Consider the following 20,322-nt stretch of genomic DNA (forward strand, 5'->3'; position numbering starts at 1 on the left):
GATTGGGAGGGCTGTGGCAAGGCAATACAGTGCCCCGCAGCGAGAGGAGAAGGCCCAGGCCACGCGCGCGCACATCGTGCGGACGGCGCGTGGCTTGCTCCTCGGCGGTGGCGGCTACGCGGGCATGACGATCACCGGCCTTGCCGAGGCAGCGGGGGTCAGTCCGCAGACGGTGTACAACTCCGTCGGCGGCAAAGCTGAGGTCATCAAGGCGGTTTACGACGTGATGCTCGCCGGCGACGAGGACCAGACGCCGATGAGCGAACGTCCCGAGTTTCGCCAGGTGGCCGACGCGACTGACGTGCCGTCCTATGCGGCCGCGTACGCCGCTTGGGTGCGCGCGATCTCCGATCGGGTCGGGCCGCTGCTCGGTGTGCTGGTCGCGCACGGGCCCGGTGGCGACAAGGTGCTGGAGGCCTTTGTGGCGACCATCGACTCCGAACGCAGGAAGGGCAACACAAACAGCCTGCGCGGCCTCGCGGAACGCGGGCATCTGCCGTCGGGCAAATTCAACGAGGCGGTCGACGCCGTCTGGACGCTGACCGCGCCCGAGGTGTACGACCGGCTCGTGCGGCGCTGCGGATGGACGCCGGCTGCCTTCGAACGGTGGCTGGCCAACCAATTGGGCGCGGTGCTGTCCGGTTAACGGTTGTAGGTGGGTGGAGCCATCGGCAGTGGCGTCGCGTTGAGCCGGACCCACGCGACGGCGAGTTCGGAAAGCCGTGCCAGTTCTTCATCGTCGCCGTTGCCGGAGCGGGTGCGCTTGGCGAGAGCCTGTGCTTCCTGGAGTTCGGCGTCGGGCAGCGGGGTGCCCGACGCGAAGTAACCGGGGAGCGCGTCGGTCATCGCGCGGAAGGAACGGTCCCAGTTGCCGCTGCCGTTGTCGAGGATTTCGCGAGCGACCTTGCCGGAGACGCGAATTGCTTCTCCCTGCATGGTTTTCGCCGCGCCCGAGGACGGTACGAGCAGTTCCCACAGGTGGGCGTGCTGCTTCTGCCAGGTTCCGGCGGGCACCGCGATCGGAGAGATTCCGTCGTGGATCAGCCGCGGCGGGACCGGTTCGACGTCGAACAAGCGGTACAGCTCGTGCAGTCCGGCGTCGGTCGCGTCGAGGAGATCGTGGCTGAAATTCGTGCGGTGGAACTCGAAACTGGCACCGATCCGACGGACCAGATCTCGCGCCTCGTCCGGCACGGGAGCGCCGGCTTCGAGCAGCAGCGCGGCGGATTCGGCCATGCCGGCGATCCCGATGTTCTCGGTGAGTCGAAGGCCGTGCAGGAGCGGGGTGAGGCCTGGCTTGCCATCGATCGTGGCGTGGACATTCGCGCCGTGTTCGATCAGGACGCGCACGGTCTCCGATCGCTGCCTGCTGGCCGCGCCGTGCAGTGGGGTGCCGCTGTGGGCACGTGGCCGTTCGATGTCCGCGCCGAGCGAAAGCAACAGCGGGATTTGTGCTGCCGCGCCTCTCGCGGCGCGAGTCCACAATGGAGTCTCGCCGTACTGGTTGGCCGCGTCGACGTCGAGGCCTTGGCCGACTAGCCAGACGATGAGTTCGTCCGGACAGTCGAGGAAGCCGATCGCCGTTTCCTTGCCGTAGCCGCCGCGGGCGTCCACCTCGGTGCGTTCGAACACTGCCTGGAGTTCGGCGAGCGACGCGGAGGCCAGCATTTCGCTGAAGTTCTTGGGCAGCGTTTTTCGCTTGCGCATCGCGGGTTTCTCCTTGGCGTGGCATCCGGTGACGCCAGCCTAATGATCAGGAAGTGCGACCGGGGTCAGCTGGCTATCGTCCAGGAAGATGACTTCGACATCGGGGGCTCATCCGGGACATCACCGATGCTGCCGGGTGCCGTGCGGCTCCAAGCTGAGGTCATGAGACTACGCGTAATAGCGGTCATCGCGGCGATGCTCGTCGTGGTCGGGGCAGGGACAGCGCAGGCGGCGCCGCGCTTGGCGTTGCCAGCACCTGGCGGGGCAAGCCCGGTCGGTACTAAGACCTTCCACTTCACCGACACTTCCCGCGCGGATCCGTGGGTTCCTTCGCAGCGGCGGGAAATGATGGTGACGCTGTGGTATCCAGCGCAGTATCCGGGATGGCGGGCCACGCAGTACCTCACTCAGCGCGAGTCGGAGCTGATGGTGCGGGAACTGGGAGACAAGTCAGTGCCTGAGGATGTGCTGACGAAGGTGCGGACGCATTCCACTGTGGACGCTCTACCCCAGTTCCGGCGGATGCCGCTGGTGGTGCTCTCGCCGGGGTTCACGTTGCCGCGCGCGACGTTGTCGTCGCTGGCGGAGGAACTGGCCAGCCGCGGATACGTCGTGGCGGGGATCGGCCACAACTACGAGTCGACGGCGATCACCTTCCCGGATGGGCATACGACGGAATGCGTGGCCTGTCAGATCCAGGACTGGAAAAAGCTCGTCCAAACCCGGGCCGCGGATGTGTCGTTCGTACTTGAGCAGTTGATTGGGCGGCGTCCCGTGTGGGGCGGCGGGCGGCTGATCGACGCGCGCCGGATCGCGATGATCGGGCATTCGATCGGCGGAGCCAGCACGGCGCCGGCGATGCTGGCCGACCGGCGGATCCGCGCCGGCGCGATGCTGGACGGCATGTACTACCTCCCGGTGACCGGGCTGGATCGGCCGTTTCTGCAGTTCGGGGCACCGGTGCACGAGCCGGGCGGGACAGTGGATCCGTCGTGGGACTCGGCGTGGCGCGAGATGACCGGGTGGAAGCGGTGGATCACCGTCAACGACGGCGAGCACAGCATGTTCACCGATGAACTGCTGCTCGTTCAGCAGGCTGGGGTGCCGATACCGGGGTTGAAGATCGATCCGCTGCGAGCGATCCGGGTCAGCGAGGCGTACCTGACCGCGTTCCTCGACCAGCACCTGCGCGGAGTGCACCAGCGACTGCTGGACGGGCCGTCGCCGCGGTACCCCGAAGTGCGGTTTTGGGGCTGAGGCTCTTTCCCGGACAAGTCCGCGGAATTTCTTCGCAACCCTCTCCGGCGGTGTGCGTCTCTAGAGGCAAAGGGAAAGCCAAGAGCTGGTCAGGGGAGAATTGAAATGCTCATGAAGACTGTCAAATTGGCCACCGTCGGAGCGGCCCTCGGTGCGGTCGCACTGCTTTCCGCGTGCTCTGGCCAGAATTCGGCAGCCCCGGCGAGCAACCAATCCGCCCCGGTCAACGTCGCGGCGAAGAGCCAGGTCCAGCAGCCGGAGACGCCGGTGAAAAAGGGCGGCAGCGGTGGTGGCGGAGCCAGTGCGGGGGATGTTAATTGCAGTGCGCACGGTGGAACTGTCGGACCGCGCAAGGTTGATTTGATCGCGGACGCAACCAAGGCCGGTACGGTCGGATGCACCGAAGCGTTCAACGTTATTACCGAATACTTCGACAATATCGACAAGGCCGTCGGATCCAACTACATGCTGACCGTGCAGGGCTGGCAGTGCCTGACCGACACCGGTGCGGAGGGCACGCACGAGATCCGCTGCGAGAAGGACGGTCTCAAGCTGCACACCACCCCGCCCAAGGACGAGAACACTCCGGACCCGCAGGAACGGGGCACCGGCTACAACGGGGTGCCGATCGACCCGCCCGCGGACCAGGGCACCGGCTACGACGGCGTTCCGGTGGACCAGCCGAACGCGCAGGACCAGGGGACCGGGTACCAGGGTGTGCCGGTCGACAGCCCGGACCAGAACTGAGCTCGGGTGAGATGCGGAAAGGGCCGGGCCTTGCGGGGCCTGGCCCCTTTCGTGTGGTGGGTATTGAGGCGAAAATGGGTGCATGGCGTTCAGCACCGCGAACATCCAGCGCGACTCTCAGACCAGACTGTCGCGGGCGACGAACCGGGCCGCGTTTCTCGCGGACGCTGAGGCCAGCGGATTCGTGCCCTCCGTCGCGGTGGAAGTCCGGTTCGAGCAGGCAGATGCCCGCGTGGCACAGCATCTCGCGATTGCCGAAGGCACCGAGATCACGGTGCGGGATCGGATCCTGCGAGCGGACGGGCAGGCTGTTCAGCTTTCGGTGTCCTGCCTCTCGCGTGAACTGACGCGCGGTACTGCGATCGAGGAAGTCGAGTCCGGCGGAACTTACGCGCGGCTCGAAGAAGCTGGTCATTCGCTCGGATCGTTCGTCGAGCACGTCGGCGCGCGGATGCCGACCCCGGAGGAGGCGGCGCTTCTGCAGCTCTCCGAAGGAACGCCCGTCCTGACGGTTACTCGGGTCGCGCACGGCGAGGACGGTTCTCCGTTGGAGGTCAATGACATGGTCCTCACCGCCGACCGCTATCAGCTGTCTTACACCTGGCCTGCGGACTGAGTCACAGCAGCGAAGACAGCCCCTCCCGCAGCATCCGATAAGCCGCCTCCGCCCGCGCAACCGCGTCCGGGTAAGTCTCATCCGCGCTTCGCCCACCGCGGATCTCCCGGGCATTGTGAAACCCCAAGATCCGCTGCGCCCCGAAGATCTGCGCAGCCGCCAACCGCGCGGTGAACTCGTCCGAAATCCCGCACGAAGCCCGCAGTTCCTCGACCAGTTGCTGTTCCTTCTCCAGCAGGTACGTGGCAAGCCGGGCCAGCAAAGCGGGCGTTGAGTACAGCAGGGTGTGGCACGTGATCGCGTCCGGCGAGTCGTTCAGGCCGGTCAGCGGGTCGCGGGCGGCCAGGCGGTCCAGGAAGGACCGTTCCAGCGCGGACAGGGCCGATGTCTCCGGCGGCCGGGCGCGGACGATTTCCGCGGGGCCGTTGTCGTCGGCGAATTGGTGGATGACCAGGTCTTCCTTGGTCGGGAAGTACGCGAACAGCGTCGGCTTCGAGATCTCGGCCTCGGCGGCGATGTCGGCTACTGACACCCCGTCGAAGCCGGATTCCCGAAACAGCCGCAGCGCCGCCGAGGCGATGGCTTCCCTCGTGCGGCGGCGTTTGAGCTCGCGCAGTCCTGACACGGGCGTCAGCCTAGCCGGAACCCGAACCCGGATAAAAACTTGACTCGGTTGTATATTTAACCTAGTGAAGAACCAGGGGGCGGGAGTGGAACCAGAGATCCGGGCGGAGCGCGAGTATCTCCAGGCCTGTCACGCAGAGCTGGACCGCATGCGGGCAGAGATCAAGACCGCGATCGCGACGGGGATGGGCGAGGGCGACGCGATCGACGACAAGTACTTCAACCACGTGCTCAGGCAGTTTCGCATCGAGATCGCCGAGGAGCTAGCGGATATCGACGAGGCGCCGCTCTTCTTCGGCCGCCTCGACTACCCGCCGGGCGAGGTCTACGAGGCCGCGCGCGGGTCGCATACTCGGTCGCCTGAGCATGACCTGGTTTACCTGGGGCGCAGAGGGATTCGTGACGACGACGGCGAACCTCTGGTGATCGATTGGCGGGCACCGCTCGCGAGGGCGTTTTACGAAGCCGATCACGAGCATCCGATGGGTGTGCGGGTCCGGCGGCGCTACGGGTTCGACCAGGCGGGAGTGCTCAGCGCGTACGAGGACGAACCGCTCGATCGGCCCGGTTCGTCGGCGAATCGGCTGCTCACCGCGGAAATCGAGCGGCCGCGGCAGGGGCCGATGCGGGACATCGTCGCGACGATCCAGCCGGATCAGATGCGGCTCGTTCGCGCGCCGGTCGATCGGACGATCTGCGTTCAGGGCGCACCGGGGACCGGCAAGACCGCGGTGGGGCTGCATCGGCTGGCGTATCTGCTCTACACCGAGCGGACGCGGCTGCAGAAGGCCGGCGGGGTCGCGGTGATCGGGCCGAACCGGTCGTTTCTCGCCTACATCGCGGGGGTGCTTCCGGCGCTCGGCGAGGTCGCGGTTTCCCAAGCCACGATTGACGAATTGACCGGGGCGGGACGGCCGGCCGAGTGCGTCGACGATCCGCGGACGGCGCGCATCAAGGGGGACGTCCGGATGGCGGAGGTCGTCCGGAGACAACTGTGGGCGCGGATCCAGCCGGTCGACCGCACGATCGAGGTGAAGTACCAGCACCGGACCTGGCGGTTGTATCCCGAGGACATCGCCGAGGAACTCACGGAAATCCTCAGCCGCGGCGCGGATTACAGCGCCGGCCGCGAATTGCTGGCGCAGCGGCTCGCGCACCGGGTTCTGCGCGAGATGGAGCGGTCCGGCGGCACGAGCGCGACCCTGCATCAGCTTCGCCGCAATGCCGCGATCACCAAGGCGGTCCGGGACATGTGGCCTGCCGTCGAGCCTGCGCGGTTGGTCTACGACTTGCTTACTGACGAAGCACTTCTCGCCGAAGCGGCCGACGGGATTCTCACTGCTGAGGAACAGGAAGCGCTCATCCGTCCGCGACCGCGCAGTCGTAAGGCGATGACCTGGTCGACGCTCGATCTCGCGTTGCTGGACGAGGTCGCGGCGTTGATCGAGCGGCCCGCGAAGCTCGGGCACGTCGTGGTCGACGAGGCGCAAGACCTCAGCCCGATGCATCTGCGGGCGATCTCGCGCAGGTTGGCCGGTGCGTGCACGGTGCTCGGCGACGTCGCGCAGGCGACCAGTCCTTCCGCGGTCCGCGATTGGACGACCGTGCTGACTCACCTTGACCGGCCCGACGGGCGGATCGAAGAACTCACGCACGGCTACCGCGTTCCGGCGGATGTTCTCGACTTCGCGGCTCGGCTGCTCCCGCACATCGCGCCGGAGCTGCGGAGTCCCACGTCGTTCCGGCATTCCGCGGATGCCCTGCACCTGACCGAAACGGGCGAGACGCTCGCCGCGGCGGTTGATGCTTGTGCGAAGGCGTTAGCGCAGGAAGGGTCGATCGGGCTGCTGGCTGCGGACGCGGAGATCCCCGAACTGAGCCGTGCCTTGGCCGAGCGCGGGCTGGACCACACGGTGCTGGGTACCGAGGGCACGGCCCGGATCACGGTGGCACCGGTGAGTTTGGCGAAGGGGCTGGAGTACGACACGGTCTTGGTGGTCGAACCAGCGCGCATCGTGGCGGCGGAAGAGCGTGGGCTGCAACGGTTGTACGTCGCGCTCACCCGGGCGGTCAGCACCTTGCACGTAATCCACGCTGACCCGTTGCCGGAGCCGTTGCTGGCTCAGACCGCGGCGGTTTGACGGCGCGTCGAGTAGCACTGCCAGCCCAGGAAACCCAGTGCCAGCAGCAAATAGCTGTTCCCGATTACGTGCTCGACCGGTCCCCAGGACAGCTCCAGGTACCCGTTCTTCGGCAGCCACGAATGCGGGGCGATCACGAAAATCGCCGCCACGGCAGCCAATCCGGCAACGGCGATCCGGGTGTGCGCGCGAGCGGCGAACAGCACGATCGCGGGCACGATCCACACCCAGTGGTGCGACCACGAAATCGGCGAACACACCAGGATCGCCGCCGTGTTGAGCAGGAACGCCATCGGCGGGTCGGCGCGCAGCATCGCCGGAACGGTCAGCGCGAGCGCGGCCAGGGTCAGCACCGCGACCAGGATCAGCGTCGGCGTTTCCGAGAGCCCGAACCGGTGCACCGCGCCCTGGATGGTCTGGTTCGTCGCGAAAATCGATCCGCTCATCCCGGACGCACCGGTCAATCCGCCGCCGAACCAGTACTTCATCGACGCTTCCGGCGCGATCACGAACCCGGCCGCTCCGGCGAGCACGAAGGTGACCACCGTGGTCAGTGCCGCCCGGAAGTCCTTTTTCAGCAGGAAGAACAGCAGGAACCCGGCCGGGGTGATCTTCATGGCGGCGGCGAGGCCCAGCAGGACGCCGCGGGGCAGCCGCGTCCGGGGGCCGAGACAGTCGATCACCACGAGCGCCATCAGCAGCAGATTGATCTGCCCGAACCACAACGTCTCGCGGACGGGTTCGAAGGCCAGCGAACCGGCACCGATCACGAGTGCGGCCAGCAAGGCGGTCCGGCGCCTGGCATGCGGCCGGACCACGACGTAGACGGTCCCGCACAGGCAGGTCAGCGAGACGGCGAGCATCAGCATCGCGCCCAGCGGCAGCGGCATCGCGGCGAAGATCAGGAACACGACAGCCGCGAACGGCGGGTAGATGAAGGGCAGGATCAGCCCGGCGCGGGTCGGCGGGAGCGGGCCGTAAACGTCCTCGCCCTGGGCCAGCGCCCGCGCGCCGGAGCGGTAGATCTCCAGGTCGAGCGGCCACATCGTGCAGACGAGCCAGAGAATCGCCACCGCCACCGCCACTGAGGCGAGGACCAGCGCGAACACTGCCGGACGGCGGGTGCCGGCGTCGTCAAGCCACCGGCGCAGCGCGACAGCGGGGGGCCGGATGGAAGTCACCCCGCGATCATGCCTACTGCGATCACCCGTTCGCGCAGTGGGGGCGAGACCAGGCGACCTCGTCGACCGCGAGCCACGGCGCGTTCGCGGCGGCGGAGGGGGTGACTCCGGCGAACGCTTTGACCTCGTGGTGCAGGTGGGACTGGTCGACGTAGCCGCTCTCGGCGGCCACCGAAGCGGGGCTTTCCCCGGCGGCGAGCCGGTGCACCGCGTGGTCGAACCGGACCAGCTGCGCGGCGCGTTTCGGGCTGAGCCCGAGCTGGCCGCGGAACCGCGACCACAGCCGTTTCCGGCTCCACCCGGTCTCGTCGGCCAGTTGCTCGATCCGCACCCGGCCGTGGTGCGCGTCCATCCGCTGCCAGGCGAAGGCGACCTCCGGATCGACCGCGCGACCGGCCTCGTACCGCTTGCCCAGCGTGGCTTCCACCAGCGCGAACCGGTCGTTCCAGGAGTCGAGCGCGCGCAGCCGGTCGGGCAGCCCAGCAGGCCAGACGTCCTCGAGCGGGACGATCTCGCCGGTCAGATCCATCCCCAGCACCGCGTGCGCGACCTCGGGGGACAGCCGGATCTGTACGCATTCGATGTTCTGCCCGCGCACGCGCATCTCTCGCGGCGCGATGCCGGTGACGGCGCTGTCTCGCGCGACCCCGTTGACGAACAGCCCTTCGCGGAGATTGACGAACATCGTGACCGCTGGATACGGGACCACTGTCAGGTCGATCAGATCAACGGTGTCGCCGACGAATCCGGCCATCTGCACCCCGGGCAGCCGGAGCGGCCGGGACGGCACGGTGATTCCCCAGACCGCTGCCCCGTCGCGCGCCCACTCGGCTGGTGGCATGCCGCCATCGTAGCCAGATCCGGCGGCGCGACATTTCTCCAAGACCGGCCGCCACCGCCCCGACCAGGCTGAACGGGTACCGGAAAGGGGATCCGTGATGATCAATTCCGCTGTTGAACTCGCCGCCGCCATCCGCGCGAAGGAGGTGAGCCCGGTCGAGGTCGCCGACTGCTACCTCGACCGCATCGCCGAGCTGGATCCGAAGTTCAACGCCTTCTGCTTCCGCGCCGACGACGAGGTCCGCACTGCCGCGAAGGCCGCCGCCGACGCCGTGCTGCGGTGCTCGCCGGAGGAACTGCCGCCGTTCCACGGGGTTCCGCTGCCGATCAAGGACCTCGTCCACGTCCAAGGCTGGCCGACCACGTACGGCTCGCTGGCCACCGACCGTTCCCCGCAGCCGAAACCCGACCCGATCGTGCGGCGGTTCACCGAAGCGGGCTTCCTCCCGCTCGGCAAGACCACGACATCGGAGTTCGGCGCGGTGCCGTTCACCGAAAGCGAGGCGCAGGGCATCTCGCGCAATCCGTGGGACCCGGATCGCACGCCGGGCGGTTCGTCGAGCGGCGCGGGGGTCGCCGTCATCGCCGGAATGGCCCCGGTCGCGCACGCGGAGGACGGCGGCGGATCGATCCGCATCCCGGCGTCGTGCACCGGTCTCGTCGGGCTCAAGTCGACCCGCGGTCTGGTGACGAACGCCGTGGTGGAGGTCGAGGGCTTCGCGACGAGCGGCGTCGTCAGCCGCACGCTGGCCGACACCGCGGCCGCGCTGGACGTCCTCACCCGGCACGACCCGGGCGCGTGGTGGTCGCAGCCGACGCCCACGCGGTCGCTCGCCGGCGCACTGGCCGTCGAAGCGCCGCCTGGCCTGCGGATCGGTGTCCTCACGGCCTCGCTGATCGACGGCATCACCGTCGACCCGGCTTGCCTGACCGCGGTCGGGAAAACCCTTCGCGCGCTGGAAGAAGCCGGACACCAGATCGTCGACAAACCGCTTCCGCTGCCGAAGTCCGAGGAACTGCTCTCGACGTTCCTGAAGGTCTGGAACGTCGCCAGCGCAGGCGTCCCGGTGGTCGACCCGGACCGCATCGAACCGCACAACCGGGCCCAGCGCGAAGCCGCGAAGTCGGTCGATTCCTGGACTTACGCGGAAAGCGTGCACCAGACCCAGGTGTTCTCCCGCCGGATTGTCGAAGCCTTCGTCGACAACTTCGACTTGCTGGTCACGCCGACCATGGCGGGTCTCCCGCCGAAGATCGGCGCGTGGCGAGAGAGCGGAAATCCGGTGGTGGCCGCGTACCCGATGGGCGTCTTCACGTCGCTGTTCAACGTGACCGGCCAGCCGGCGATCTCCCTCCCGCTGCACCACGACGAGGCCAGCGGCCTGCCGGTCGGCGTCCAGTTGGTCGCCGCGCCCTGGCGGGAGGACCTGCTGTTGCAGGTCTCCCGCACCCTGGAGCAGGCGCTGCCCTGGACGGACCGGCGGCCGCCGCTGCACTAGCCGACGTAGGCGGCCAGGTGCTTTCCGGTCAGCGTCCGCTTCTTCTTCACCAACTCGGCGGGCGTCCCCTCGAAGACCACCTGGCCGCCGTCGTGCCCGGCACCGGGACCGAGGTCGACGATCCAGTCGGCGTGCGCCATCACGGCCTGGTGGTGCTCGATGACGATCACCGACTTGCCCGATTCGACCAGGTGGTCCAGCAGCCCGAGCAACTGTTCCACGTCGGCGAGGTGCAGGCCGGTGGTCGGCTCGTCGAGGATGTACACGCCGCCGTTCGAGCCCATGTGCGTGGCCAGCTTCAGCCGCTGCCGTTCGCCGCCGGACAGCGTGGTCAGCGGCTGGCCGAGGGTCAGGTAGCCGAGCCCGACCTGTTCCATCCGCTCGAGAATCCGGTGCGCCGCCGGGGTTTTCGCGTCGCCGTCGGCGAAGAACGCGGTGGCCTGCGCGACCGACATCGCGAGCACCTCGCTGATGTCGCGGCCGCCGAAGCGGTACTCCAGCACCGAGGCGTCGAACCGCTTGCCCTCGCAGACCTCGCAGGTGGTGGCCACCCCGGCCATCATCCCGAGATCGGTGTAGATGACGCCGTTGCCGTTGCAGTTCGGGCACGCGCCCTCGGAGTTGGCGCTGAACAGCGCGGGCTTCACGTTGTTGGCCTTGGCGAAGGCCTTGCGGATCGGTTCGAGCAGCCCGGTGTAAGTCGCCGGGTTGCTCCGCCGCGAACCGCGGATCGGGGCCTGGTCGACCGAAACGACGTCGTCGGATTCCCGGATCGACCCGTGGATCAGCGAGCTCTTGCCCGATCCGGCGACCCCGGTGATCACGCACAGCACGCCGAGCGGGATGTCGACGTCCACGTCTTGCAGGTTGTGCGTGTTCGCGCCGCGGATTTCCAGCACGCCCGTGCGCTCCCGCACCGACGGCTTGAGCGAAGCCCGGTCGTCCAAATGCTTGCCGGTCAACGTCTTGCTCGCGCGCAGACCGTCCACAGTGCCCTCGAAACACACTGTGCCGCCGTTCGTGCCCGCGCCCGGCCCGAGGTCGACCACGTGGTCGGCGATCGCGATCGCCTCCGGCTTGTGCTCGACGACGAGGACGGTGTTTCCCTTGTCCCGCAAGCGGAGCAGCAGGTCGTTCATCCGCTGGATGTCGTGCGGGTGCAGGCCGATAGTGGGCTCGTCGAAGACATACGTGACGTCGGTGAGCGACGAGCCGAGGTGCCGGACCATCTTCACCCGCTGCGCCTCGCCGCCGGACAGCGTGCCCGCCGGCCGGTCCAGCGACAGATAGCCGAGACCGATCTCCACGAACGATTCGAGCGTTTCGTGCAGCGACTTGAGCAACGGCGCGACCGACGGGTCGGACAGCTTCCCGACCCAGTCGGCGAGGTCGCTGATCTGCATCGCGCACACGTCAGCGATGCTCATCCCGTCGATCTTGGCCGACCGCGCCAGTTCGCTCAGCCGCGTCCCGTCGCACTCCGGGCACGTCGCGAAGGTGACCGCGCGGTCCACGAACGCGCGGATGTGCGGCTGCATCGCCTCGACGTCCTTGGACAGATACGACTTCTGGATCCTCGGCACCAGACCCTCGTAGGTCATGTTGATGCCTTCGATCTTCATCCGCGTCGGTTCCTTGTACAGGAAGTCCTGCAGCTCGCGCTTCGTGTACTTGCGGATCGGCTTGTCCGGATCGACCAGTCCGGATCCGGTGTAGAGCCGGTAGTTCCAGCCGCCCGGGGTGTAGCCGGGGATGGTCAGCGCGCCCTCGGCGAGCGACTTCGTGTCGTCGTACAGCTGGGAAAGGTCGATGTCGTTGATCGAACCGCGGCCCTCGCAGCGCGGGCACATGCCGCCGGTGACGCTGAAGCTGCGCCGCTCCTTGACCTCCTTCCCGGCGCGCCGCACGGTGACCGCGCCCGCGCCGCTGATCGAGGCGACGTTGAACGAGAACGCCTGCGACGAGCCGATGTGCGGCACGGCGAGCCTGCTGAACAGGATCCGCAGCATCGCGTTGGCGTCGGTGGCGGTGCCGACCGTCGAGCGCGGATCGGCCCCCATCCGCTGCTGGTCGACGATGATCGCGGTGGTCAGCCCGTCGAGCACGTCGACCTCGGGCCGGGCGAGCGTCGGCATGAAACCCTGCACGAAACTGCTGTAGGTCTCGTTGATCAGCCGCTGCGATTCGGCCGCGATCGTGCTGAACACCAGCGAGCTTTTGCCCGAGCCGGACACCCCGGTGAACACCGTCAGCCGGCGCTTCGGGAGTTCGACGCTGACGTCCTTGAGGTTGTTCACGCGGGCGCCCTGCACGCGGATCAGGTCATGGCTGTCCGCGGCGTGCTCCCGCGTGGGCTTCCCCTTGGCCTTGGTCATCGTCTCTCCCTGTTTCTTCCCCAGATGTCCGGCTCGGACTTCTTCAGCTCGCTTGCTGGATGCGGATCAGGTTGCCTGCGGGATCGCGGAACGAGCAGTCGCGAACGCCGTAGGGCTGGTCGGTGGGCTCCTGCACGACCTCGGCGTCGCTGGCCTGCAACCGGTTGAAGGTCGCGTCGACATCCTTGGTGGCCAGGTTCAGCGCGGCGTAGGTGCCCTTGGCCATCATTTCGGTGATCATCCGGCGTTCGTCGTCGGTGAGGCCGGGAAACGCGGCGACCGGCTGCAGCACGAGAGAGGTGTCCGGCTGTCCGGGCGGGCCGACGGTAATCCAGGCCATGTCCCCGTATTTGACGTTGTTGCGCACCTCGAAGCCGAGGACGTCGCGGTAGAAGGTCAGTGTCGCTTCCGGATCGGTGTGCGGGAGGAAGCTCGCGTGAATCGTCATGTCCATGCCGATCACACTAGGTTCGCGCCGAGCGGGGTGCTTCTCGATTCCTGATCGGTCGCGTGACCTGTTTGGCGACGCACGGAGCCATGCCCTCGGTCGCCCCGGTCTCCTCCTGGCGGTAAACGCTTGGCGGCTTCCCGACCAGCTCGGTGAAGCGCGTGCTGAACGTCCCGAGCGACGAGAACCCGACCTCGAAACACACCTCGGTGACGCTCAGGTCGCCTCGCCGCAGCAACGCCATCGCGCGCTCGATGCGGCGGGTCATCAAATACGAGTACGGCGACTCTCCGTAAGCGGCGCGGAACTGCCGGCTCAGATGCCCGGCGGACACGTTGACGCTCCGCGCGAGCGCCTCGACGTCCAGGGGACGCGCGTACTCGCGGTCGATCCGGTCGCGCACCCGGCGCAACCGTGCGAGATCGGCCAATCGCTGCGCGTCGTCCGGTTTGCTGGTCACTTCCGAATCGTGCCACGGCGATCGCCCAAGCCCCAGTAATCCGCTCTTTCGGGCTGGTGGCCGATTCGTTCAAGACCCGCGCGCCGGGCTCGTGCGACGGTCTCCGGGTGACTGTGAAACTGGAAGCCGTCGCCCCGTTCCTCGCCGGGCACGGCAGGTTGCTGGACCAGCGGCGGTTCGAGCTGCTGAACGGAGACGGGCGGGCAGACGAGGTGCTCGCCGCGGTCGCGGCCTACCGGAATCCGGACGGCGGCTACGGCTGGGGCCTGGAACCGGACCTGCGCGCGCCGGAAAGCCAGCCGGGCGGCGCGCTGCACGCGTTCGAGATGTTCGCCGACGTCGCACCGGTGACCACGCCGCACGCAGTGCAGTTGTGCGACTGGCTGGAATCGGTGGCGTTCCCGGACGGCGGGCTGCCGTTCGCGTTCCCGGTCGCCGACCCGACCGCGTGCGCTCCCTTTTGGACCGGAGCCGATCCGACGGTGTTCTCGTTGCAGAGCACCGCGTTCGTTACTTCGGCCGCGTGGCGGGTCGCCGAACACGACGAGGCGGTCGCGGCGCATCCGTGGCTCGCGCGGGCGACCGAGAGGTGCCTGCGGGCGATCCGGGAGCTTGAGGAGATGCCGCACGTCATCGAATTGAGCTTCGCGATCCACCTGCTCGACGCTGGGTACGAGCGGTATCCGGAAGCGGGCGAACTCCTGACGAAGCTGGGGAAGTTCTTGCCGGAGAGCGGAATCGTGCCGGTACAGGGCGGTTCCGAGGGCGAGGTGCTGCGTCCGCTGGACTTCAGCCCGGTGCCGGGACCGTCGCGGCGGCTGTTCACCGCGGAAGCGATCGAGGCGGACCTGACCCGGCTGGAACAGGGCCAGCAGCCCGACGGCGGCTGGACGGTCGACTTCGCCAGCTTCTCCCCGGCGGCCGCGCTGGAATGGCGTGGTTACGCCACCGTCGGCGCGATCTCCAAGCTGCGCGCCAACTCGCGGCTCGGCTAGGGCCAGAGGCGTTCGCGTACCCAGCCCGCGGGTTCGCGGCGGTAGCGGACCCGGAGGTGCCGCCGGTCGTGCGAGGCCTGCCAGAACTCCACCGATTCCGGCTGGATCAGGTAGCGCGTCCACGTTTCCGGTGCCACGTCCGGGTTTTCCGCTACCCAATCCGCGGCCGCCGCGGCTGCTTCGACGAGCTTCTCCGGATCGGACAGCACCTCCGACTGATGCCCGACGTACGCCTCGGCCCGCGACGCGGGCGGCCGGGCGAGGAAGTCGTCGGCGGACACCTCGGGCGCGGCCGGGACCACCAAGCCGCGCACCCGGACCTGACGTCCGCGGCCGGGCCAGAAGAACGTCAACGCCGCGCGCGGGTTCGCCGCCAGCTGCTGGCCCTTGGGACTCTCCGAACTGGTCGCGACCGCCCAGCCGTCCTCGTCGACGTTCTTCAGGATCACCACGCGAGCGTCCGGAGCCCCATCGGCGTCCACTGTGGACAGAGTGACGGCGTGCGGGGCCAGCACGTGCTCGCCCGCTTCGGTCAGCCAGGCGAGGAACAGCTCCTCCGGCGTTTCCGGCGTGTGGTCCGGATCGAATTCCGGGAGCTGTTCGGGAAACGACTGCCAGCCGCGCAACGAAACCATGTCACCGACCGTACGGCGGTTGCCCCGGCGGCGGGTAGTGCGGCGGCTGCGGCCCGGCCGGCCCCGCGGCGGGCGGGGGAGAAGTCTGCGGCATCGGCCCCTGCGGGATCTGCCCGGGGAAACCGCCGGGACCCGATTGCGGAGGCTGCTGGTAAGCGGCCTGTTGCTGCTGCCACTGCACCTGCTGGAAAGCCTCGCCCGGCTGCGGGAAGCAGAACGTCAGCTTCGCGTTGATCGCGCCGTGCATCGCCGCGCCCCAGAGCTTCCCTCCGGTGAACGCGTAGGTCATGCCCGCGTGCGGATCCACCGCGACCATCCGGGTTTCGCCGCCGAACTGGTTGCTCGTCTTCGCGCTCGCCAACTGCGCGGCGTCCGGGTGCACGTGGCCGACGAGCCCGCAGATCACCACCGACGCCGCGGTCCAGCCGATCGTGCCCTGCACGTTGGCACGGGCGTGCTGGGTGGCCATGCCGGTGAACTGCTGCAGCGTCGCCGCGTCGATGTTCGGATACGCCCCGGCGACCACGCAGTAGTTCATCGTGGACAGCATGATCGACTCGGTGAACAGGCCGACCGCGCACGTCACCGGTCCGATCTGGACGGTGTTGAGCCTGCCGCCGCTGCGCACCACGCGTTCGGCGACCACCTGCAAATACTGCTCGGGCGTGAGCACGTCCGCGACCTCCCCGGGCTGAGCGGAATCCGCCGCCATCGTCGCACGCGCCGCCTTCGCACGGACTTCACCGGGCATGGTTGACTGTGCCCGCCATGCGCCGACTTCTCGTTCTCGCCCCAGCCCTGGTCCTGCTCGCCGGCTGCACTCCGTCGAGCCCGGCGAAGGAGACCCCGTCTTCGGCGCCGGCTAGTTCCGCGTCGGCGTCGGCGGGGCTGCCGCCCGATCCGCAGCCCGTGCGCACCGCGGAGTGCCCGTACCTGTCGAACGAGACGGTGCAGGACGCGAACGGACAGCACGTCACCAAGGTGAGCGTGTCCGACGACGAGCCGCATCCGACGTGCTTCTTCTACCGCCCGGACGGCAGTCTCCAGCTGACCGTGCGGGTGTACGTGGGCAAGAGCGACGTCGCTACGGCGCTGGTCAACAAGGCCGCGCCGGTCGACACGTCGAATCCGGCGACGGAACCGGCGGGGTGGAAGGGCGGCTATCAGCCGGCCGGCGACGGGGTGGTCTACGCCGTCGCGAAGGGCGAGGCCGCCGTCATCGTGACGAGCAACCAAAAGCAGAGCATCAAAGCACGCACAGTGGCGAAAAAGGCTATCGCTGCCCTGAAGCTCTGAGTAACGGGCTCCGCACGGGTGAGTGAAGTTGATCTTGTATTACTCTAAGCAGCACGCGCGGTCCCCCCAACACTCGCGCGCCGGGTGCCGGTCCGGCACCACATACTTGGTTACCCCTTTTCGACGACAAGGACAGATTCGTGGCTGACACCCTCAAGGAAATCCTGCTTGACTCGAGCCGTCGCCCCACCGTGGTCTCCGACTTCGCGGAGCTCGTGGACGCCGAGGTCGCCGACAAGGGCGGGGTCTCCGGCGCGGTCGTGAAGACCGGCTTCGCCGCCGTCAAGAAGATCAAGCCGGGCATCATCCCGTCCGCGATCGACAGCCTGCTGGACGACTTCTCCAACGCTCTCGAGCCCTTCTACGGCGACTTCCGCGCCCAGGGCGGCAACGACTTCGGCGCCTACCTGACCAGCCGCTCGGACGAGGCCTCGGACGCGCTGCTCGGGGTTACCGACGCCCGCGCCGAGCGCAGCAGCCGCGACAGCATCAAGAAGGTCTACTCGAAGCTGCGCCCGAACGGCAAGAAGAACGTCGAGGAGGCGCTGCCGCGTCTCGGCCAGCTGATCGACAAGCACGCCGCCGCGGCCTGAACCGGCTGAGCGACATACGAAAAAGGGCCCCGGGACGCACTTCCCGGGGCCCTTTTCGCGCGTTCAGTTCTTCTTCTCCGCAGCCGACGTGCTCGGCGCCTTGCCGTTCGTCTTCGGCTCGCCCGGCTTGGCGTCCTTCGCGTCCTTGGCCTCCGGAGCCGGCTTCGCGGGCGGGGCGGGCGGAGCCGGCGGGGTGGCCTTCGGCGGGGCCGGTGCGACCGGCGGCTCCTGCTGCCGCGACTTCAACGCGACAGCGGTGCCGACCGCGACCGCGCCGAGACCGAGGAGCCACGGCCAGCGGCGGCGCTTGCGGGTGCCCTTGGCGGCGCTCTTCGCCTCCTCCAGAGCGGCGCGGAATTCCTTCTTCGCCGCCTTGAAGTCCTTCTTGCCGCGCCGCTTCGACTCACCGGCCGACGCGGCGGCCTTGATCGCGGCCTTCTTGGCCTTGCGGCCCGGCTTCTTCAGCTCGGCGATGCGGGCGAGCGCTTCCTTGCGCGCCGCGGCGGAGCTCTTCTTCAGCTCCTTGCGAGTCAGCTCCGTCTTCTTCGCCAGCTTGCGCTGGGCGCGACGGCCCCGCTTGCCCAGCTCCTCCGCGCCGGCCTCGGCGGCCTTCGCGCCCGCCTTGCCCGCCTCGACGACCAGCTTCCGCAGGTCCGCCGAGCCGGACTTGGCCGACTCACCGACCGATTCCACGGCCCGGGTCATGGTCTTCACCTCATCAATCGTTGTGAAACAGATCTGTTGCTTGACATCTATCCTGCCCTTTTTCCGCCCGCACCGCTGCGGCTTCCCGCTGCGGGCCTTCCGGAAACCTCGGGAAAGTGCCCTCTTCCTGGGCCGGTGTCCAGCGCGACGGGCCGGGGACGCCCCCTGAACCCCCCATTTGTGCGAAGGGGTGGCACGATGGCGGCGTGACTGAAAGCGCCCGCAAGGCCACCCTGCACACCAACCAGGGTGACATCCACGTGAACCTGCTGCCCGACCACGCGCCGAAGACCGTGGCGAACTTCGTGGGGCTGGCCACCGGCTCCAAGGAGTACACCCAGCCGAACGCGAAGGGCGGCAACTCCGGTCCGTTCTACGACGGCTCGATCTTCCACCGGGTCATCGACGGCTTCATGATCCAGGGCGGTGACCCGACGGGCACCGGCCGCGGCGGCCCCGGCTACAAGTTCGGCGACGAGTTCCACCCCGAGCTGCAGTTCTCCAAGCCGTACCTGCTGGCCATGGCGAACGCCGGGCCGGGCACCAACGGCTCGCAGTTCTTCATCACCGTCGCGCCGACCTCGCACCTGAACTTCCGGCACACGATCTTCGGCGAGGTGGCGGACCAGGAGTCCCGCAACGTCGTCGACGCGATCGCGACGACCGCGACCGGACCGGCGGACCGCCCGCTGTCCGACGTGGTCATCGAGAAGATCACCGTCGAAGACTGACGCGCCGCAGGCAGGGATGGGGTTTCGGTAGGTTGGAGTCATCGTGAGCCAACCGCCGAACCCGTCCGCGCCGTCTCTTCCCGGTTGCTGGTGGCATCCGAACCGCCCGACCGGCCTCAGCTGTGCCCGCTGCGGACGTCCGGCCTGCCCGGACTGCCTGCGCGAAGCCCCGGTGGGGTTCCAGTGCACGGACTGCGTCCAGACCGGGGCGCAACAGCAGAAACAGCAGCACCGGCAGTACCGCGACGCCGGAATGGGCTCCCGCACGATCGCCGGGGCCCGGCTTTCGAATTCTTACACCGTCACCGCGACGCTGATCGCGGTGAACGTGGTGGTCTTCCTGATCACCGTTCTCCAGGCCAAGAGCCTGTTCGCCAACCAGGTCGCTCCCGTCGAACAGGCGGGCGTCCTGTGGCCGTCGGCCACGCTCGGCGGCGGCGAGCTGTGGCGGATCTTCACCTCCGGCTTCCTGCACTACGGGCCCATTCACATCGCGGCGAACGCCTTCTCGCTGTGGATGATGGGCCGGGCGCTGGAGCAGGTCTTCGGCAAGATCCGGTACCTGGCGCTCTACTTCGTGTCGATGCTCGGCGCTTCGACCGCGGTGCTGCTCTTCCAGGACGTCGACGGCGCCACCGCGGGCGCGTCCGGGGCGATCTTCGGACTGCTCGGCAGCTACGCGGTCATCGTGCTGAAGCTCCGGCTGAACCCCTCCGCGCTGCTCGTCAACCTGGTGATCAACGCCTACGTCACCTTCGCCATCCCCGGCATCTCGATTTACGCGCACGCGGGCGGGCTGGTCACCGGGGCACTGGTGACGGCCGCGATGCTGTACGCGCCGGCCCGGAACCTGGCCAGGTGGCAGGCGATCGGCACGGTCATCGTCGCGGTCGCGCTCGTCGGGCTGATCAGCTGGCGAGCCACCCAGATCCCCACCGTGTCGTGCGAGTTCCACCAGTTCCAAGGCCGGACTGATTACGGCTGCACGCAGTCACGCTCCGGCTGAGCGGGCCCGCAGTTCAGTCAGCACGTCCAGCACGTCGCGAGGATCCTCGCCGAGGTCGGTCTGCCCGAAGATGAACAGCTGCTCGTCGTGCTCCAGTTCAAGCGTCACGCCGTCGCGGCCGAGACGGCGGGTGCTGCGCAGCCGGACCGTCGTGCCGGTCCAGGGGAGCTGGTGCGTGCCGGTGAGCGTGCGGGTCTGAAGACCGTGCTCGTCGGCGGACAGACGCGGCCGCACGAGCGTCCAGTGGACCGCGAACGCGCCGACTGCCAGCGTCGCGAGGCCGGTGAGCACCGCGCCCTTTCCGTCGCCGAAGAGCGTGTCCAGGACCGTTCCGACCAGCAGCAACGTGGTCAGGCCCCACGCCACTACCACGAGGTTTCGGCGCGGGGCCCACGAGGTCGGGTGGTTATCCACAGGGGTTATCCACACTGGGGATGAGTCACACCGGTGTGATTCGGTGTCAATC

General features: G+C 68.2%; 22 protein-coding genes. 11 read left to right on the forward strand and 11 right to left on the reverse strand.

Annotated features, from left to right (window positions below; translation table 11 throughout):
• Positions 1 to 13 precede the first annotated feature (13 nt).
• The gene (locus tag H4281_RS25745; protein ID WP_182893514.1) at positions 14 to 646 is read left to right on the forward strand and encodes a TetR/AcrR family transcriptional regulator; all 633 of its coding nucleotides are present in this window, start codon (positions 14 to 16) and stop codon (positions 644 to 646) included.
• On the opposite strand, the gene H4281_RS25750 is transcribed toward H4281_RS25745, so the two are convergent.
• The gene (locus H4281_RS25750; protein WP_182893515.1) at positions 643 to 1,707 is read right to left on the reverse strand and encodes an ankyrin repeat domain-containing protein; all 1,065 of its coding nucleotides are present in this window, start codon (positions 1,705 to 1,707) and stop codon (positions 643 to 645) included. The two genes, H4281_RS25745 and H4281_RS25750, sit on opposite strands and share 4 nt — an antisense overlap.
• 162 nt (positions 1,708 to 1,869) lie before the next feature.
• Between H4281_RS25750 and H4281_RS25755 the strand changes: the two genes are divergently transcribed.
• From H4281_RS25755 to H4281_RS25765, 3 genes are all read left to right on the forward strand, one after another.
• A complete protein-coding gene (locus H4281_RS25755) occupies positions 1,870 to 2,964 on the forward strand; it encodes an alpha/beta hydrolase family protein (RefSeq protein ID WP_182893516.1) in 1,095 nt (364 codons plus the stop codon).
• 105 nt (positions 2,965 to 3,069) lie between these two features.
• Positions 3,070 to 3,711, forward strand: a complete 642-nt coding sequence (locus tag H4281_RS25760; RefSeq protein WP_182893517.1) for a hypothetical protein — start codon at positions 3,070 to 3,072, stop codon at positions 3,709 to 3,711.
• 82 nt (positions 3,712 to 3,793) lie between these two features.
• Positions 3,794 to 4,327, forward strand: coding sequence for a GntR family transcriptional regulator (locus tag H4281_RS25765; RefSeq protein ID WP_182893518.1), 534 nt, complete (start codon positions 3,794 to 3,796; stop codon positions 4,325 to 4,327).
• Between the two features lies 1 nt (position 4,328).
• Here H4281_RS25765 and H4281_RS25770 read toward each other — a convergent pair whose 3' ends face one another.
• The gene (locus H4281_RS25770) at positions 4,329 to 4,952 is read right to left on the reverse strand and encodes a TetR/AcrR family transcriptional regulator (protein ID WP_182893519.1); all 624 of its coding nucleotides are present in this window, start codon (positions 4,950 to 4,952) and stop codon (positions 4,329 to 4,331) included.
• Between the two features lie 64 nt (positions 4,953 to 5,016).
• On the opposite strand from H4281_RS25770, the gene H4281_RS25775 reads away from it, so the two are divergent.
• Positions 5,017 to 7,092, forward strand: coding sequence for a HelD family protein (locus tag H4281_RS25775; RefSeq protein WP_312872179.1), 2,076 nt, complete (start codon positions 5,017 to 5,019; stop codon positions 7,090 to 7,092).
• Here H4281_RS25775 and H4281_RS25780 read toward each other — a convergent pair.
• Together H4281_RS25780 and H4281_RS45715 are read right to left on the reverse strand one after the other, a co-directional pair.
• Positions 7,074 to 8,273 carry a glycosyltransferase 87 family protein gene (locus H4281_RS25780; RefSeq protein WP_182893520.1) on the reverse strand — a complete coding sequence of 400 codons (1,200 nt, stop codon included), beginning with the start codon at positions 8,271 to 8,273 and terminating at the stop codon, positions 7,074 to 7,076. The genes H4281_RS25775 and H4281_RS25780 overlap by 19 nt on opposite strands.
• Positions 8,274 to 8,295: 22 nt before the next feature.
• On the reverse strand, positions 8,296 to 9,114 hold the full coding sequence (locus tag H4281_RS45715) for a helix-turn-helix domain-containing protein (protein ID WP_182893521.1): 819 nt from the start codon (positions 9,112 to 9,114) through the stop codon (positions 8,296 to 8,298).
• 97 nt (positions 9,115 to 9,211) lie between these two features.
• Between H4281_RS45715 and H4281_RS25790 the strand changes: the two genes are divergently transcribed.
• Complete coding sequence (locus H4281_RS25790) at positions 9,212 to 10,612, forward strand: amidase (protein WP_182893522.1); 1,401 nt, start codon at positions 9,212 to 9,214, stop codon at positions 10,610 to 10,612.
• Here the strand turns inward: H4281_RS25790 and H4281_RS25795 are convergent.
• The 3 genes from H4281_RS25795 to H4281_RS25805 are packed head-to-tail and all read right to left on the reverse strand — an operon-like array spanning position 10,609 to position 13,895.
• Positions 10,609 to 12,987 (reverse strand): ATP-binding cassette domain-containing protein, encoded by a 2,379-nt coding sequence (locus H4281_RS25795; RefSeq protein WP_182893523.1) that lies wholly within the window; start codon positions 12,985 to 12,987, stop codon positions 10,609 to 10,611. The genes H4281_RS25790 and H4281_RS25795 overlap by 4 nt on opposite strands.
• A 43-nt stretch (positions 12,988 to 13,030) precedes the next feature.
• The gene (locus tag H4281_RS25800) at positions 13,031 to 13,441 is read right to left on the reverse strand and encodes a VOC family protein (protein WP_037809456.1); all 411 of its coding nucleotides are present in this window, start codon (positions 13,439 to 13,441) and stop codon (positions 13,031 to 13,033) included.
• 10 nt (positions 13,442 to 13,451) lie between these two features.
• On the reverse strand, positions 13,452 to 13,895 hold the full coding sequence (locus tag H4281_RS25805; RefSeq protein ID WP_009085513.1) for a helix-turn-helix transcriptional regulator: 444 nt from the start codon (positions 13,893 to 13,895) through the stop codon (positions 13,452 to 13,454).
• 107 nt (positions 13,896 to 14,002) lie between these two features.
• Here H4281_RS25805 and H4281_RS25810 point away from each other — a divergent pair, with 107 nt between their 5' ends.
• Positions 14,003 to 14,890 carry a hypothetical protein gene (locus H4281_RS25810; protein ID WP_182893524.1) on the forward strand — a complete coding sequence of 296 codons (888 nt, stop codon included), beginning with the start codon at positions 14,003 to 14,005 and terminating at the stop codon, positions 14,888 to 14,890.
• Here the strand turns inward: H4281_RS25810 and H4281_RS25815 are convergent.
• Positions 14,887 to 15,525, reverse strand: a complete 639-nt coding sequence (locus H4281_RS25815; protein WP_182893525.1) for a pyridoxine/pyridoxamine 5'-phosphate oxidase — start codon at positions 15,523 to 15,525, stop codon at positions 14,887 to 14,889. The genes H4281_RS25810 and H4281_RS25815 overlap by 4 nt on opposite strands.
• Position 15,526: 1 nt before the next feature.
• Positions 15,527 to 16,198 carry a hypothetical protein gene (locus H4281_RS25820; protein WP_182893918.1) on the reverse strand — a complete coding sequence of 224 codons (672 nt, stop codon included), beginning with the start codon at positions 16,196 to 16,198 and terminating at the stop codon, positions 15,527 to 15,529.
• Between the two features lie 95 nt (positions 16,199 to 16,293).
• Here H4281_RS25820 and H4281_RS25825 point away from each other — a divergent pair, with 95 nt between their 5' ends.
• Both H4281_RS25825 and H4281_RS25830 read left to right on the forward strand, forming a co-directional pair.
• Positions 16,294 to 16,821, forward strand: coding sequence for a DUF2020 domain-containing protein (locus tag H4281_RS25825; protein ID WP_182893526.1), 528 nt, complete (start codon positions 16,294 to 16,296; stop codon positions 16,819 to 16,821).
• Between the two features lie 140 nt (positions 16,822 to 16,961).
• Complete coding sequence (locus H4281_RS25830) at positions 16,962 to 17,414, forward strand: DUF6918 family protein (protein ID WP_182893527.1); 453 nt, start codon at positions 16,962 to 16,964, stop codon at positions 17,412 to 17,414.
• A gap of 63 nt (positions 17,415 to 17,477) precedes the next feature.
• Here the strand turns inward: H4281_RS25830 and H4281_RS25835 are convergent, their stop codons facing one another.
• Positions 17,478 to 18,119 carry a hypothetical protein gene (locus H4281_RS25835; RefSeq protein WP_182893528.1) on the reverse strand — a complete coding sequence of 214 codons (642 nt, stop codon included), beginning with the start codon at positions 18,117 to 18,119 and terminating at the stop codon, positions 17,478 to 17,480.
• Positions 18,120 to 18,325: 206 nt separating this feature from the next.
• On the opposite strand from H4281_RS25835, the gene H4281_RS25840 reads away from it, so the two are divergent.
• Entirely contained in the window at positions 18,326 to 18,850 is a 525-nt protein-coding gene (locus H4281_RS25840; protein WP_009085526.1) for a peptidylprolyl isomerase, read from the forward strand.
• A gap of 43 nt (positions 18,851 to 18,893) precedes the next feature.
• Positions 18,894 to 19,856, forward strand: coding sequence for a rhomboid family intramembrane serine protease (locus H4281_RS25845; RefSeq protein WP_182893529.1), 963 nt, complete (start codon positions 18,894 to 18,896; stop codon positions 19,854 to 19,856).
• On the opposite strand, the gene H4281_RS25850 is transcribed toward H4281_RS25845, so the two are convergent.
• Positions 19,842 to 20,270, reverse strand: coding sequence for a PH domain-containing protein (locus H4281_RS25850; protein WP_312872180.1), 429 nt, complete (start codon positions 20,268 to 20,270; stop codon positions 19,842 to 19,844). The two genes, H4281_RS25845 and H4281_RS25850, sit on opposite strands and share 15 nt — an antisense overlap.
• Positions 20,271 to 20,322: the final 52 nt, after the last annotated feature.

This window comes from Amycolatopsis dendrobii, assembly GCF_014145675.1.
In the GTDB taxonomy this organism is placed as follows: Bacteria; Actinomycetota; Actinomycetes; order Mycobacteriales; family Pseudonocardiaceae; genus Amycolatopsis; species Amycolatopsis dendrobii.

Coding starts and splice junctions, on each gene's coding strand:
- H4281_RS25750 (WP_182893515.1), bottom strand. CDS start 1,707: ATGCGCAAGCGAAAAACGCTGCCCAAGAACTTCAGCGAAATGCTGGCC.
- H4281_RS25755 (WP_182893516.1), top strand. CDS start 1,870: ATGAGACTACGCGTAATAGCGGTCATCGCGGCGATGCTCGTCGTGGTC.
- H4281_RS25760 (WP_182893517.1), top strand. CDS start 3,070: ATGCTCATGAAGACTGTCAAATTGGCCACCGTCGGAGCGGCCCTCGGT.
- H4281_RS25765 (WP_182893518.1), top strand. CDS start 3,794: ATGGCGTTCAGCACCGCGAACATCCAGCGCGACTCTCAGACCAGACTG.
- H4281_RS45715 (WP_182893521.1), bottom strand. CDS start 9,114: ATGCCACCAGCCGAGTGGGCGCGCGACGGGGCAGCGGTCTGGGGAATC.
- H4281_RS25790 (WP_182893522.1), top strand. CDS start 9,212: ATGATCAATTCCGCTGTTGAACTCGCCGCCGCCATCCGCGCGAAGGAG.
- H4281_RS25795 (WP_182893523.1), bottom strand. CDS start 12,987: ATGACCAAGGCCAAGGGGAAGCCCACGCGGGAGCACGCCGCGGACAGC.
- H4281_RS25800 (WP_037809456.1), bottom strand. CDS start 13,441: ATGGACATGACGATTCACGCGAGCTTCCTCCCGCACACCGATCCGGAA.
- H4281_RS25815 (WP_182893525.1), bottom strand. CDS start 15,525: ATGGTTTCGTTGCGCGGCTGGCAGTCGTTTCCCGAACAGCTCCCGGAA.
- H4281_RS25825 (WP_182893526.1), top strand. CDS start 16,294: ATGCGCCGACTTCTCGTTCTCGCCCCAGCCCTGGTCCTGCTCGCCGGC.
- H4281_RS25835 (WP_182893528.1), bottom strand. CDS start 18,119: ATGACCCGGGCCGTGGAATCGGTCGGTGAGTCGGCCAAGTCCGGCTCG.